The organism is Paenibacillus plantiphilus (assembly GCF_927798095.1).
Taxonomy (GTDB): Bacteria; Bacillota; Bacilli; order Paenibacillales; family Paenibacillaceae; genus Paenibacillus_Z; species Paenibacillus_Z plantiphilus.
Genome location: NZ_CAKMMF010000021.1, coordinates 70961 through 85072, shown reverse-complemented (window position 1 = coordinate 85072; position 14112 = coordinate 70961). Strand labels below are relative to the sequence as shown.

General features: G+C 41.9%; 13 protein-coding genes. 4 read left to right on the top strand and 9 right to left on the bottom strand.

The genetic code is table 11. From position 1 onward, the window contains the following. Positions 1–37 precede the first annotated feature (37 nt). The gene (locus L6H65_RS17945) at positions 38–571 is read left to right on the top strand and encodes an NAD(P)H-dependent oxidoreductase (protein WP_236344033.1); all 534 of its coding nucleotides are present in this window, start codon (positions 38–40) and stop codon (positions 569–571) included. 78 nt (positions 572–649) lie between these two features. Here L6H65_RS17945 and L6H65_RS17940 read toward each other — a convergent pair whose 3' ends face one another. From L6H65_RS17940 to L6H65_RS17925, 5 genes are all read right to left on the bottom strand, one after another. After that, positions 650–931, bottom strand: coding sequence for an SRPBCC family protein (locus L6H65_RS17940; protein ID WP_253074662.1), 282 nt, complete (start codon positions 929–931; stop codon positions 650–652). After that, positions 841–1035 (bottom strand): SRPBCC domain-containing protein, encoded by a 195-nt coding sequence (locus tag L6H65_RS26520; protein ID WP_253074661.1) that lies wholly within the window; start codon positions 1033–1035, stop codon positions 841–843. The genes L6H65_RS17940 and L6H65_RS26520 overlap by 91 nt, the downstream gene beginning before the upstream one ends. A gap of 22 nt (positions 1036–1057) precedes the next feature. Beyond that, positions 1058–2074, bottom strand: coding sequence for a type II TA system antitoxin MqsA family protein (locus tag L6H65_RS17935; protein ID WP_236344032.1), 1017 nt, complete (start codon positions 2072–2074; stop codon positions 1058–1060). A gap of 593 nt (positions 2075–2667) precedes the next feature. Then, positions 2668–3411: a Fic family protein gene (locus L6H65_RS17930; RefSeq protein WP_236344031.1), complete on the bottom strand. Its 744-nt coding sequence runs from the start codon at positions 3409–3411 to the stop codon at positions 2668–2670. A 237-nt stretch (positions 3412–3648) separates the two neighbouring features. Next, entirely contained in the window at positions 3649–4476 is an 828-nt protein-coding gene (locus L6H65_RS17925) for a helix-turn-helix transcriptional regulator (RefSeq protein WP_236344030.1), read from the bottom strand. 116 nt (positions 4477–4592) lie between these two features. On the opposite strand from L6H65_RS17925, the gene L6H65_RS17920 reads away from it, so the two are divergent. Next, positions 4593–5441, top strand: a complete 849-nt coding sequence (locus L6H65_RS17920) for an NAD-dependent epimerase/dehydratase family protein (protein WP_236344029.1) — start codon at positions 4593–4595, stop codon at positions 5439–5441. Between the two features lie 212 nt (positions 5442–5653). Here L6H65_RS17920 and L6H65_RS17915 read toward each other — a convergent pair whose 3' ends face one another. Continuing rightward, complete coding sequence (locus L6H65_RS17915; protein WP_236344028.1) at positions 5654–5791, bottom strand: hypothetical protein; 138 nt, start codon at positions 5789–5791, stop codon at positions 5654–5656. Between the two features lie 25 nt (positions 5792–5816). Beyond that, a complete protein-coding gene (locus L6H65_RS17910; RefSeq protein ID WP_236344027.1) occupies positions 5817–6002 on the bottom strand; it encodes an aspartyl-phosphate phosphatase Spo0E family protein in 186 nt (61 codons plus the stop codon). 245 nt (positions 6003–6247) lie between these two features. Between L6H65_RS17910 and L6H65_RS17905 the strand changes: the two genes are divergently transcribed. Then, positions 6248–6583, top strand: coding sequence for a helix-turn-helix domain-containing protein (locus L6H65_RS17905; protein ID WP_236344026.1), 336 nt, complete (start codon positions 6248–6250; stop codon positions 6581–6583). 254 nt (positions 6584–6837) lie between these two features. Continuing rightward, positions 6838–6975, top strand: a complete 138-nt coding sequence (locus tag L6H65_RS17900; RefSeq protein WP_236344025.1) for a hypothetical protein — start codon at positions 6838–6840, stop codon at positions 6973–6975. 727 nt (positions 6976–7702) lie between these two features. On the opposite strand, the gene L6H65_RS17895 is transcribed toward L6H65_RS17900, so the two are convergent. Together L6H65_RS17895 and L6H65_RS17890 are read right to left on the bottom strand one after the other, a co-directional pair. Then, on the bottom strand, positions 7703–9826 hold the full coding sequence (locus tag L6H65_RS17895; RefSeq protein WP_236344024.1) for a protein kinase domain-containing protein: 2124 nt from the start codon (positions 9824–9826) through the stop codon (positions 7703–7705). Positions 9827–9927: 101 nt separating this feature from the next. Further along, the gene (locus tag L6H65_RS17890; protein ID WP_236344023.1) at positions 9928–14109 is read right to left on the bottom strand and encodes a TIGR02680 family protein; all 4182 of its coding nucleotides are present in this window, start codon (positions 14107–14109) and stop codon (positions 9928–9930) included. Positions 14110–14112 lie beyond the last annotated feature (3 nt).

Below are 14112 nucleotides of genomic sequence, written 5' to 3'. Positions count from 1 at the left end.
ACATTCTTGCATAGGGCCTGCGAAGGGGACATTCATAGTGAAAATACTAGTCATTCTGGCACATCCGAATCTTGAGGTTTCAAGGGTAAACCAGCGATGGAACGAAGAGCTGCTGCAATATCCGAACGATATTACAATTCATGAGCTTTACAAAGAGTATCCGAACTGGAGCATTGATGTTCCACGAGAGCAAAGTCTATTAGAAGCCTATGACCATGTAATCTTGCAATTCCCGTTGTACTGGTACAGTTGTCCGCCTCTATTGAAAAAGTGGTTGGACGATGTTTTTGCCTACGGATGGGCTTATGGATCGAAAGGTGACAAGCTCAAAGGGAAAAAGTTTGGGCTGGCCATGTCCATCGGCGATGAAAAAGAAAACTATTTGCCCGAGGGCTCTATTACGTTCACCGTGGATGAAGTAATCGTGCCTTTCAAAGCCAGTCTAGGACATGTAGGCGCAGTGTTATTGCCCTATTTTGCTGTCTTCGGAGTGTCATTTCAAGCTAGCGATGAGGAAATCAATCACAGTGCAACCGAATATATCGACTATATCTTAAAGCATCAACAGTAACCAGGCTCTTCCGTGCTAGCATAAGTATGGGCTATCCCAAGTCTATATCAATGACTTTAAGGATAGCCCTTACTTTGATTAACAATGGTCTGCCAAATATTCTTCGAGTTGATCGAAAGTTCCTCCGAAGCCCTCCTGCATGGATTCTAACATGCCCTCAAAAAAGCTTCTCTCTTCCTCAGTTGCATTGATCGGTCCGCTGCACAAGGTCATTGTGGTAACACCGTTATTTTCACTAAAGGTTACCACATTACGTATTTCCAGCGGAATCAAATCGCTAAATGGGGCCCGAACAATGTTGCCCGCTTCATCTGAAAAGCTGTTGACCCAGACAATCTTTTCGAAAGCGGGTCCCACCATCGCTTCAGATGCTCGACCTCGGACCATGCTTTGAATACAAGCTCGCGCGGCGCATTGAGTACACGTGTTATAACTAACTCCTTGCCTTCCGATTTCACTGTCATATCCATTCCTCCCCCTCTTGCGTTAATGAAGTTCTCGCAATTTTTCGGCATATCTATAACTAATCGGTTGTTTGTCTACTGTTTCTAACCATCCTATTTCATTATGTGCATACTCACTAATTTTCCGGGAACCATAATCTCTAAAATGCGCTTCAATTTCCTGCATTGTCTTTAATTCATCATCAGAGAAAATGGTTGAATCAAAAGGCTCAGAAGATTGAATCATCATCATAGTCCAGCCTTCATCATTCGTGCGTTCATCAACTTCAATCACATTCATATGTTGCAAATGAGCTAAAGCGATCTCGTGATCCTTGGGGACCGGACCATATGGATATTTAACATAAGTTGCACCTGTTATTGATACCGTTTGTCGTTTGAAATACAAAAAATCACTATACCACATCAATTTCATAAGCTTTGTTTTCAACACACCATTTGTCGCAAAATACAAAATCATATGAATGAACTTTTCTAGGGAAAAATCACTATAGCCAGCCAAATCCGTTACTTCATGAGATCTATAAATAGATTCAATAATTTGTTCGTCTGTTTGAAATGATTGTTCAGCCATTGTCCAAGCATCCAGTGATGCTTCCACCATTTTTAATTCCCTACTAGATAGTGAACCTTTATTTCTGTTGAAAAATTCTAATATAACATGTGGATGCTGCTGCAGCCGCTTATAAAGCTCTAAATGGGTCGCTTGCGGTAAACTCCCCGATTCATATCTGGTTACACTCGCGGAACCAATATTCAATAACTTAGCAAAGGGCCTGACCCCCAATTTATATTGCTGCCTCACATTCTGGATCTCAAGTGATGTCAACCCATACTTTTCGGTATACATTCGCGCTACATTAACCATTGTTTCGGATTCCAACTCTTCCACATCAATCAATGAACCACAATGGTTACAAAAAGCTATCCTTCGTTCAAGCTCAATATCCTGCTCCCTAAATCTAAATAACTGAAGTTCTTTTTTTATCGTATAAGTATGCTCTGTATGGCAAGATTCACAATAGTTTATTATTGTCATTACTATCCCTCCTACTTTATTCAGAGTTTATGTAAGTAGAGTTCGGATCCTCTACGATCCAACTCAGGCGGCTTGTATTGGTCACTAGGCTTCAACTTCATGATCTCCCGCCAAGCTCCCTTTCTGTCTTCAATACCTAAATCAAAAAGTGCCTGAACAGTATCATAATCGTTTCGCTTGGAAAAATAAGTGCGTCCGCTGGAAATGAGTGCTTTCGCTTACCGTAAAAATTCCGCCGTCGTCATCTATATGGTTCACCCCCTATGAATAAATTATACTATTCGCATTGTAAAAGTGTAATCAATTGATTACATTTTAAAATGATCCAGACATGAAGTTCAACAACAAAAAAGACAGTGCATAAGCGACTGTCCCTAGATTTCCTTTGAATAAAAATATTCGAATCTTATTTGATCTGATCATCGAGGTTACAAGCAAGACGAATGGTACTCACACAACCCTATTAGCCCTCCCGATCACTATGTCCTTCTTGAAATCCTGAATTCTCATAGATAACAATATCGTTTATCATACTGCAATCACGGATCCCTGTTCTATTATTTCTACATAGACTTGTCCATACCAGGATGAGTCTATGGTGCATGCGTCCTCAATTCCGGAAAGAAATAAGCAACCTCCGCCTCATATCTATCTTGTGCCGACAAGCAGGTATCCAGCAAATATCCTTTTTCTGAAGAATACTCCTTTAGGCCGCGATAATAAAACAGCTTATATTCATGGTCAATGATAAATGGGAGTAAGCCATGGTTCAAACATTCCTTGAACAGAATGATCCTGCCGACACGACCGTTTCCGTCCTGAAAAGGATGAATGCTTTCGAAATCATAATGGAAGTCTATGATGTCCTCAAACGAAATATTGGGCTTTTTGTGATACGCGTTGAGCAGCTTCCCCATCTCGCTAGCCACTTTTCCCGGAGCAGTCGTTTTCATATCTCCTACCACATTGGGCCTAGCTTTGTAGTCCCCCACGCGGAACCAGTTTTTTCTTTCATCTGAAGTATTTCTTTTTAAGATGCTATGGAATTCCTTGATCATTGCTTCGGACAAGTCTTCCTTCGCATGAGTCAGCATATAGTCAAAGCAGGCGAAGTGGTTAACCGTCTCTATAATATCGTCTACACTTACGGTTTCTTCCGGCTCTACGCTTATTGTGTTGGTTTCAAAAATATATCGTGTCTGATCCTCAGATAACCGGCTGCCTTCGATACGGTTGGAGTTATAGGCAAGCTTAATTTGGGTCTGATGGTACAGCCCTCCCTTAAGCCCCATCTTCATTTCTTCCTGTAAGAGTTCTACTAATGATTTATGCTCCATCAACATTCCTCCCAGAATGATCCACGTATCCTAAAACTCAATATATTCAATTAGCTGTTATCATTATAGCACTCTCTATTGTAAAATATGCGGTTGTGCAAGATTCATCTCTGTGGGCACGCTACAATAAGAAGGGGGCTTAGAGTCCCTTTGTAATAATTCCGCCAATGTAAAAAGTCTTTAATCATGGAGGCGGCGGCGGTAAACTTATAAAACAAGTTTGCCGAACAACTTTTCTTATGATCTCAGCAAACTCTTCAGAAGCTCCGCAGTGGATGCTGATGCAGTATAAATCATGATCTTTAGCGCTGGAAGGTTTGGTTGCTGTAAAATCACGTGCTCGAACTCCATCTCCCCGAACATAGGGTCACTCCATCGCTTGTGGCAATCGGTGATGACTTGAACGTCATGCCGCAGCCAACAAGAACGGAACAGTTCACTTATCTGCATAAATTCCTCTATCAGTTCCTTGAACCTCGGGTCATATTGACAGTACGCGTAATCTGCTCGAAACCGTGCAATCATGACATGCGCTTTTTCTTCCCAATCCAAGTTGTTCATTCGAAGTGATGGATCAGTCAAAAACCGTCTTAACCAATTGGGCCGTTGCTGCATTTCCTTAGAGAATGCCGGCAGTCTGAACACAACCTCCGCTGCTTTGTTCCACATCAACAAATCCCAACTTCTCCCCAGTATGAAAGCAGGGTTAGGATCAAGAGCAAACAGTGTTCGCTCCAAGCCGGTACTCACCTCTTGATCCACTTCATCTTTCTCCAAATCTGTTTGGCTTGCCAGGATGTGGAGATGACGTCGCTCATCCATGGACAATCGTAACCCTTCAGACAAACTATCCAATATCTCCTCGGATGGATTAACCACTCTGCCCTGTTCCAAAGAGGTATACCACGAGGTACTCATATGGGCAAGTTGGGCCACCTCTTCACGTCGAAGTCCAGGCGTTCGGCGTCGACCATATGACGGCAATCCTACTTCTTCCGGAGTAAGGCGCTCTCGACGTGCTCGCAAAAATTCACCCAGCGATTCGTTTGTATAACTCTTGTTCATAGCTTAATCCCCTTTATCCTGACACTGCCAACCGTACGATAAACACAGGAAGGCAGTTGATTCCACAGTCTGTAATACTGCTAGTATATCATCGACAATATGAGGAGGGCATCGAAGTGAATATTTTCGTAACTGGAGCAACAGGGAAAATAGGAAGTCGGTTTGTTCCACGTTTGCTGCAACGCGGTCATAATATTAAAATTCTGGTTCGCGATGTTTCGAAGGCGGATTCTTTTCAACAGCAAGGGGTCGAGGTTATAGAAGGTGACCTTATGCAAATAGAAAATCTCGCAACTGCATTGCAAGGCATTGATACCGTGGTACATCTGGCGGCACAATTTCGTGGAGTGGATGAAGCAACTGCGAGAATATCAAACATCGATGCCAGCATTATTTTAGCAGAGGCTGCTCTAAAGGCGAACGTTCCAAGGTTTGTGTTTGCAAGCACGAATTTAGTGTATGGTGCAAGTCCTTATAGCAGAGCGAGCCGTGAAGATGATACACTACGACCTGCATTCCCTTATCCACTAACTAAAGCTGCGGCTGAACAAGAATTGCTTCGTATGCATCGTGAGCAGGGATTAGGGCTTCGTATCTTAAGGTTTGCTTTTGTCTATGGGGAGCGTGATCCCCATATCTCGGAATTTCTGCCGATCATGAGCAAATGGAACCCTGCTAAAAGACTCCATATGGTGCACCATGCAGATGTAGGCCAAGCGCTGCTGCTTGCCGCCTCCACGCCGGACATAGATGGCCGCATCTATAACGTTGCCGATGACTCCCCCATAACAGTGTCAGAGCTGATTCGACTCCATGGTTATCCCGACCAAGAATTCGCGGGGTCCTTGCAGCAAGAGTTCAATCCATGGGATATGATCGTGGATACAACCTGCATAAGGAACGAATTAAACTATCGTCCGATATTCCCTTCGTTCTATACGGCAAGGGATGCAGGCGCATTGTAAAATCTTTCAAGCCCCTTATCGGGGCTTCTTCAGTTTCATATCAGATGCTAATTATGCATCCTTATCGGAAGCAGCGAAGGGATCGGACAATAGCGCAACAACAAGCCGCACACCATCCCTCATCCCTTGCAAATACAAGTGTTCATTCTCCTGAGCTCGCTTGATATGATGCTTGTCCTCCCATTCCATAAATTGTGGCGATTGCTCTATAGCTATGCCGGAAAATAACGCCTCAAAGCCTTCTCCTCCTCTGCGCGATATTTACGCAGTTCAGGTTGTTGCTCGATCCGAGCAGTAACGTATTCCAACCGCCGCTGAATCGCCCTCTGGAACCATGACGGAAATTCCATGACCTCTCCTCCTCGCAAGCAAGCCCTAACGCAGCCTTTGCCCTCTTCCGGCCCTTCCTCGATGGAATCGGACAATCAATTCGTCCACCTTCCGGCTTTGAGCTTGAACCGCCTCGTTCTGAGCAAGAGGAATTCCCTTCTCAAGCGATTTCTGGCCCAGTTCGTTCAGCCTTTGCTTCTCTTCTTCATATTTGCGCAGCAGTTCGTTCATGGGTTAGGCCGCTGTCTCCTTTCAACCAAATTGTATGCGAGGATAGCTACATTTTAATGCGAATAACGAATTAAAATAAAATAAACCAATTTCGCAGTAAATAAGGACTGCTGGGCGAGGAATCGGAATATACTACACTTAAAACTACTTTAAATGTTACGTTTAAAACTCATTATAGTCAACTCTAAACTTCTCCATAATAGGAACTAAGAGCTCTTATAGATCTGTTTGGAGAGGAGTCCGTCATGTACACTTATGACAAGAGGAAGGTAGGAGAGCGCATTCGGGCGCGGCGCAAGGCATTGGATATTTCTCAGGAAGAATTCGCCGAGCGAATTGGCCGGGTCCCCAAGTTTTGTGCCGATATTGAACGAGGCCAAACCGGCATGTCCATTGAAACGATGCTCAATATTTGTTCCTTTCTCAAGCTTTCCCCTGACGAGCTTCTCTTGGGAAACAAAAGACATCCCAGCCCTCACAATGAAACGGAACTGATTATTGCAGCTTTGCAACAGTGTACAGAGAAGCAACGTAAGGATGCTCTGGCTCTTTTAAAGCTGTTTCTAACCGCGATTCGTTAAGTCCAAGCCCCAAGTTTTTCACCACCAACCCGCCATTTCCAGGGACCCCACGAGCATCAGCATGTTAACAATCAATTCCCGATGTACGTACCGACTTCGTAACCTCTCCTATCCCTTCCTCGACAGCCTGAGGCGCGGACTGCAAATAAACGATATCTAAATCTCAAATAAGTACGCGTCAACGCAGTGCACTTTCAATAGGACCTGAATCCATGAGAAAATGAGGCCAACTTCAATTTACAGGAGGTTGTCCCATGAGCAAACAAGAACAACGTCGACAGGAATGGCCAATTAACAATGTAAAAGGTGTAGGTCAAACGGAGCTCGACACCGATGCAGCTTGCTTGGCATCTACATGTCATGTCAGCGAGTATATGTTCGCACCTCCATAGTAATGAAAAAATTCGCAATATTTATAGAAAAGTATACAAGTTATGAAATTAGATCAAAGAATATCCGATGCAAACTCTAAGAAGTGGCTAAGTGTTCGGGGAGATTCAAAGCTCTTCTATCTAGACTTCAAAGATCTTGCTACAATAATTAATAATAACTGGGACATTTTCAAAGATTACTTCCCCAGTCAAGATTTCATCATACCGAAAATCAAGGAAATGGCTGACTGTAGAAATTTAATAGCACACAATAGCTTGATTGATGAAACGGAACGAAATGTCATTAAAACTTCTTAAAACAAATTTCGAGCGTGTTTAAATAAATGGCAATAACAAAGATCTCAGGCTACTTACTTTTGCCCGAGACCTTTTGACTTTACGATATGTAAATGTGGCTCCAAATCACTACTCCCTCACCAACAACACACAGCACTCCACATGTGAGAGTATATAGTGACAACAAACATGTACGTGTTGGAGTGAATGTGCTTGCTCTCTAGTGTAGATGACTCTACCCACTTTTAATAATGGTAGACTTCTCTTTTAAGACGGAAAAATGAAATACATCAGCCCCCCTTAAACCCAGTACGGTCATTAAAATGCTTAAGTAGAAGCATGATCAGATTTCCATGCGAGGCTAATACGTTTTGTTCTTACCATTCAGGGATTCCTTCCATTACTACACTAATGGCACGAAGCATAGCCATATCGTTTAAACACCTTTGTATTAAAAGTCGTTTAGAGCAAAACGTATGTTGGATGGGTAGCTAGTGTTTTTCAAAAGTCCAATTAATACATCATGATAGCTTAAGAATTCCTTCTCAATGATATATGCAATTTGTTGGGAAAGTCCGCCTTGACCCGTCAAGGTAGAGAGAATATCCACCAGTATATCCTGAGTCAATTGATTTCCCTTCTTCAATGCAATGACTAGAATAAGATGTACTGCCATTAATCGTAGCTCACTATGCTGCGTTCCTTTATAGATTTCCGCTATGCGTAATGAAACATGATACCATTCCTCGACCTTACAGTTTATCCCATCTATGTTATTCCTTACTGTATGCATGAAGGGAACCATCACAGTCCAATGTCTTGAACATTCTGCCAGTACATTGAGCGGCACAGAGATGAACGGCTTAATAAATGTCCAAAGAACTTTATTCACTTCCCCAATATCAACTGTTGTCAGACATCTTAATACATGATTCACATCTGTGGTAAAATCATTAAATTCATAATTTATCAGACTTTCAAATGAGTAATAACCTGATGCCAGCGGACTGTTCATCATATCGTTCCACAACTCTTGAACCGTTTGATAACGTTTAGAGCGATCATCTTCCATAGCTTTCCCAACAATATGCTGATAAGTAATAAACGATTTGAATCTATTTTCAGGTGATGTTCCACTAAATATATAATAAAGCAACGCCCCAAGTGAATAAATATCGGATAAAGCATCAGCATTTTTCAGACTTTCCTTCTGCTCTGGGGCTGTAAACGCCTCTCTTCCATATGAAGCCTGCGAATATCTTGTGCTGGAAGAGAACGATCGATGATCTTTAGCCAAGCCCAAATCAGCTACTTTTGCCACTACCTTTCCATCGTCTTGTTGAAACAACAAAATGTTTTGAGGAGCCAAGTCCCGATGACTAATCGGATGCTGATGAAGATAAGCAACGCCACTTAGAATATTCTTGAAAATGCTTAACTTCGTCTCATCTGATGCAGTGGGAATAGAAGATATCCATTTATCTAAAGAAGTTGTTGCCAACGGCATTGTGAATAGGACAGGATCATGTTCTAGTTGTATCTTATCAATCTCAATGATATTGGGATGGTCGATATCATCTCGAAGCAATTTAATCTCCCTTTTAAAACGTCGTAGATACTCTTCCCCATCTTTACCATATGAGTGTAAAAAATATGACCTTTCAAACAGTACTTTACAAGCCCATTCTCTTCCTTCAATCGGGTCAAAAACCCTATACACCTGCGCAAAAGATCCCCGATCAATTTTCCTCAGGGGAATTAACTGATAACTTCTAGTCTCCTGACCATTCTTATCATCCGATATCCATAATCGCTGTGCCAGTTTATTAGATTCTGGACAGAACAAGATGCCATACTCCTTCAAAAGTTTCTCTATTTGTTCTTCTTCGAGTTTCGGAAGAACTTCAGCATCTTTATCCAAGTGATTTAATACCTGTAAAGCAAATATCATCATTTTCCCAGCATCCGAGTTAGGAGACAACGCATGATAGTCTTCTCCAAGCTTATAAGCAAGCATCGGCAGATAGATATCTTTGTTTAATGGCAACTGCTCAAACAGATTCTTTAGTAAAATTAATAAACCCTTGAGTGATTCCGGGCTTTTTTTGTAGGCGTGATGAACCGATGGTGCATTTTTGTAAGTTTTGATAAACGAAATAAATTTGTAAAATAAACTTTCCATCTGGGCTTCACTCAAAAGTGCTTGAAAAAATCCCATCTGTTCTGCTTCATAACGACGCTTGTCTTCACTTTTTGAAGTTAGCTCCCCTCCATAGTACATTTTCAGAAAATCATTTAGATCATATCCATCGAATAATGCTCGATATTTACTATTCCGGATTTCCCTCTCCATTTTGCCTGCAGCGACTAGGATTGTCTCCTCTCTTCCATAAGCCGAACCAAAAAATCCATTTAATACTCGTAATTCTTCAGATGTTGGATCGTCAAGAATAACTGTGGTACTTTTGGTAATTCTCCCGTAACTTCTGTATTTTTGACGAAAAAGTAAGAACACTCTGTTAAAACCATCAATGTTTCGGAAAATCTCAACTAATTGCTGTAGTGATGTTTCCATCTATCAAGTTCCTCCGGTATATTTCCTATACGATTTTAGTCAACATATTGAAGCTGAGTATTGCATTCGCCTACATTGCATGAGGTAGTATGCCATACAACTCAAAATAATGTAGAAGATTGAACGTCTTCACTTGTTTCATACGGCTCTTCCACACGCGTCCGCTTAATACCATTCCATGAGTATGAAGTTGAATTAACAAGGTTTGAATTCCCCATTCGATTCAGAACATAAATCGACAGATCCGGCACTACGTCGAAACACCCCCATAAGGATTGTGAGTTTAATGTGTAATCAAAGTCGTACATCTCAATAACTTTGAATGCTTCTTTGATATTGTTATCATCTACGCCAGCAAACGCTTCGTCTAATGCAAATATACGAGGTGCTTCACAGTGAGCATTTTGCAAACGTGCATCAACCGCTGCTAGGAGTGGCGTATACATCGCCATTGCTCGCTCACCACCGGAGAAGGTGTTGTAATTGCTTTTCTTCATTTCTTTACGCTTTTCTCCTGTTTTTTCATAGTAAATAATGAATTCGTACCAATCTCGATAATCCAAGACCAACTTAATATCTTCCATGAAGGTTGGTGTACCGCTCGACTCAGATTTGCGTTTCGCTTCATACACCTTGGAACGAAAATGCTGGGCTATCCTTTTCCTATCCGGATCCGCAAGCCATATGGGATCTTTCTCCAAAAATCGAACTAATTCTATCGTATCGAGTTCTTGTTCACTATCAGTCTTTTTCGGGGACCACTCGACATCAAACTTTAGTCCGCTGGAGTTCTGCGTCTTTTCCATTATTGTATTGATACGTGTTACCCATTCTTTCGCATTTCGAATTTTGTTTTTTATCGTTTCTCCGACATGGTTAATCAGGATGTCTTCGTAAATTTCACGGTCCTTTTCAGCCATTACCTCTGCAAGCGTTTTGTCTTGCTCGGTCAGCTTGGTTTTGGCAAATGACGGCGAAACACGACGCGACTGATACTCTAGTGTAATTTTTTCACGTCTAGCTATCATTTTAAGCATTTCCACACGACTTTCATCTTCGATAGCCATATTAGAAAACTCGAACTCGAATTCCACTGGCTCCATCATTAAGTTGTATTCCGGCAGTCCCTTGTCCGCCCCCGAGAAGACGTTACCCAACTCGCTTTTATTTTTCATTCTATCCTTCTTCGTGAGGAGTTGCCCAAACTTCGACATGACACTCTCGGCAAGCGATTTCGTATCTGATTCGGTTTCAAGCCCAAACTTTTCACTGAATTCTTTCACATCCTGCAAAAAAGCAGTTTCCCAAGCCGAAACTAGCTCCTTCATAAACTGTTCTTTCTGAGCGCCAATCGGAAGGCGGCCTCGAAGATTTTTCAAATCGTTTTTTAGATCATTAAGTTGCCCGTCCAGTGCCCTTTGGTCCTTTGGCAATTGTTCCAGTTTATCGTTAATGCTTTTGGCAAACTCACGAATGTTATCCGCGCCAATGTCCTGTAATTTCTTTTCATAGTTTTCTATTCGAACGCCTATGTTCTTAATTTGCCCATCTAGTGACAGAACGGCCGCCCTTGCGTCATCCACACCATCTTGAATAGCACCAATCTTGTCATCTTGATTTTTTAGAAGACTTTGTTTGTCCCCTCGTGAACGGTAAGAACTCTTTAGATTTGATAACGCTCGCTCAAAATGGTGCAAACTCTCACACGCTTCAGATACAACCTGCTCATTTTTCTCAATTACGATGTCTTCAAACTCTGAGTTCAGGTTCCTAATTTGCATCTCCACGCAGGTCTTTAGTTCCTTGAACTTTTCGTTTAACGACGCGAGCTCAGGTTCCAATAATTCTATGATGCGTTTTGCAACGACTTCAAATTGTTGCTTGGCATCCTTTAGATCCGGAAATTTCGGAAACGATTGATACTCAACTTCAATCTTCTTTTGCCGCGTTTTACTTTCATTAGAAAGCACTTCAAGCTCCTCAATTTCAAAATTAAGAGAAGTTGCTTTTTCTTTTAACGCTGTGATTTTACGGAGCCGCTCTTGTTCCCGAGCATGCTTTCCAATATATTTGGCTACACCATACTGCGAAGCCGTTCCGGCTGTAAAAGAACCATTAAATGACCCTTCAGCCGTTACAAATTGGGCGTCCGCATCGGAAACCGAAATCCCCTTCAGAACTGCTAGCACATCATCATGACTCACATCGCCAGCAGCTGGAACCGAAACATCTAGATACTTTGTTAGATTGTTTGGTGACTGCGCCTGATGAGTACTAAGAACCGTTCCGGACAACGCTTCGTTATAACGGTTAGCGGGTACAACCAGCGATGTTAGTACACTAGTTTCGGTCAGTACCGACTCCAAACGTGACTTCTGTTCCTCAGTAAGGTCCCCTTTGAAATCAACCACAGCGTAAAACGGTATGTATGGAATCCCTTTTTCTTTGAACTCGCGTAACTGGTTTTGCTTAGCTACTGGAAGTTCAGGTTCAATTTCATCAGTGCCCTCAAGAGCAACGATTTCTTCTTTAATAATATCTCTTTCTTCAACCTTTGATTGCATTTGTGCTTCCAGTGATGCTTGCTCCTTAAGGCACTGGGAAACTTGTTCTTCGCGCGCACCCGAGATTGGCGATATTAACTGTTCTTCAGTCACATCTTCTAGATATCCATTAATCATCCGTTTCACACTCGTGCTACTATTAACGCTAAGCACAAGAGCTGTTAAGTCGTTTATCCAGTTTTCAAGCTCTACATAAGCGTTGTTTCGTTCCATATCATAGATGTTAGCAAGGGTCGTACGCTTTTCTCTTTCATGTTCAAGAACATCTTGTTTCTCTTCGATTTGCTGTCTCATACCATCTAGATCGCGCTTCTTTTGGTTCAGTTCTTTAATTTGTTTAAGTAGCCCCCCAAGTCTTTGCAGCCTTATTCTTATTTCAGATTCCCAATTTGAAAAATTATAATTGCCAGTTTTTTCATACCGCTCGAAATGGTCAGAGAATGCGAGATAGATGTCTTCAAATGCCGAATCCATCCCCAACTCCTCCAAACTTTCCAACGCGGCTTTTAGTTCTTTCTCCATTGCCCACAATTCATTTTCAATATTACGCCGTTCGGTATCAGCATCCGTTAATGCTTGTTTCTTGGAATCATAGCGTTTTGTTTGGTATGATTTTTCATTCGATATTCGGGCTAGCTCTTGTCTGGCAGATTTAAGAGTATCATCCAAATCAACTATTTTATCATGTCCCAATTCCTGCCTTGCTTGCTTCAGCCCTTCAATTTCACGTTCAATGTTTCGGATTTTTTGTTCGGTCTCATCGTAGTCAAAACTCTTGGTTTCAATACCACTTCGTACCGTTTGATGTTCCAACGTAATGGCATTCCACGTGTTGTTGCTTTCCAAATAGTACTTAGCCTTCTCCGCAAATACGTATGAAACATAATCGTCATAACCTCTATCCAGTTTCGTTGCAAAATCAAGGTCGCTTTGTGTTTTGAGGATTTCCCGCTTTGTTTGGTCTTGCGCTTCTACGGTAGTAGTTAAAGCGGACAATTCATGGTCGGATAATGGCGGCAATGATTCGTTCAATGTTTCCTTTAAATCGTCAGGCCCCCCGCCTTTGGTTAACTTAGGGCTCTTAAGCCGTACGAGAACATCGGTAAAAAGCTTAAGTCCTGTTACATCTGGAAACTTGAACAGTTGCTTATTAATCAGTTTCGCGTAATCTTTACTGTCAACGACCGTACCACTCTCACCGATTGCTGACGTTATTTGTTTTCTGTCTAAAGGAATTTGCTCCGGTGAACCATCTAATACTTCTACCTTATAGAGTGAGATCGGATTTGGTCCACGCCCAATACGTCGAGAACGATCATGAATCACAAACCCCCAAGCATCTTCCAACCTTCTGTTTTTTCGTTTGGAATGCAGTCCAAATCCCGTCGTGATGTACTCCTTCGTGTTCGTCAACTTATATTCAATCACAACATAACCAATGCGCTCGATGATATCCTTGTTTAACGACTCTTCTCCAAGCAAGATGTCATAAAACTTGCGATCACTTGACTCAAATGGGTCCAACCGCTTAGGGTCTTTGTTTCCATCCAGCATGAATGTAAAAAGCGTGTTCATAGCAATCGACTTTCCGGCACCATTATGACCACGCAATAGCAGTCTTCCGTTCTTGAAGTAATATTCTTCATAATTAAAATACCAAAAATTAAATAGGATGACGCGGTGAGGCTTCCAACGCCGTGCATTGTTAGTCATCATCATGCT

Coding starts and splice junctions, on each gene's coding strand:
- L6H65_RS17900 (WP_236344025.1), top strand. CDS start 6,838: ATGAGCAAACAAGAACAACGTCGACAGGAATGGCCAATTAACAATGTA.
- L6H65_RS17925 (WP_236344030.1), bottom strand. CDS start 4,476: ATGAACAAGAGTTATACAAACGAATCGCTGGGTGAATTTTTGCGAGCA.
- L6H65_RS17935 (WP_236344032.1), bottom strand. CDS start 2,074: ATGACAATAATAAACTATTGTGAATCTTGCCATACAGAGCATACTTAT.
- L6H65_RS17940 (WP_253074662.1), bottom strand. CDS start 931: ATGGTGGGACCCGCTTTCGAAAAGATTGTCTGGGTCAACAGCTTTTCA.
- L6H65_RS17915 (WP_236344028.1), bottom strand. CDS start 5,791: ATGGAATTTCCGTCATGGTTCCAGAGGGCGATTCAGCGGCGGTTGGAA.
- L6H65_RS17930 (WP_236344031.1), bottom strand. CDS start 3,411: ATGGAGCATAAATCATTAGTAGAACTCTTACAGGAAGAAATGAAGATG.
- L6H65_RS17890 (WP_236344023.1), bottom strand. CDS start 14,109: ATGATGATGACTAACAATGCACGGCGTTGGAAGCCTCACCGCGTCATC.
- L6H65_RS26520 (WP_253074661.1), bottom strand. CDS start 1,035: ATGACAGTGAAATCGGAAGGCAAGGAGTTAGTTATAACACGTGTACTC.
- L6H65_RS17905 (WP_236344026.1), top strand. CDS start 6,248: ATGTACACTTATGACAAGAGGAAGGTAGGAGAGCGCATTCGGGCGCGG.
- L6H65_RS17895 (WP_236344024.1), bottom strand. CDS start 9,826: ATGGAAACATCACTACAGCAATTAGTTGAGATTTTCCGAAACATTGAT.
- L6H65_RS17910 (WP_236344027.1), bottom strand. CDS start 6,002: ATGAACGAACTGCTGCGCAAATATGAAGAAGAGAAGCAAAGGCTGAAC.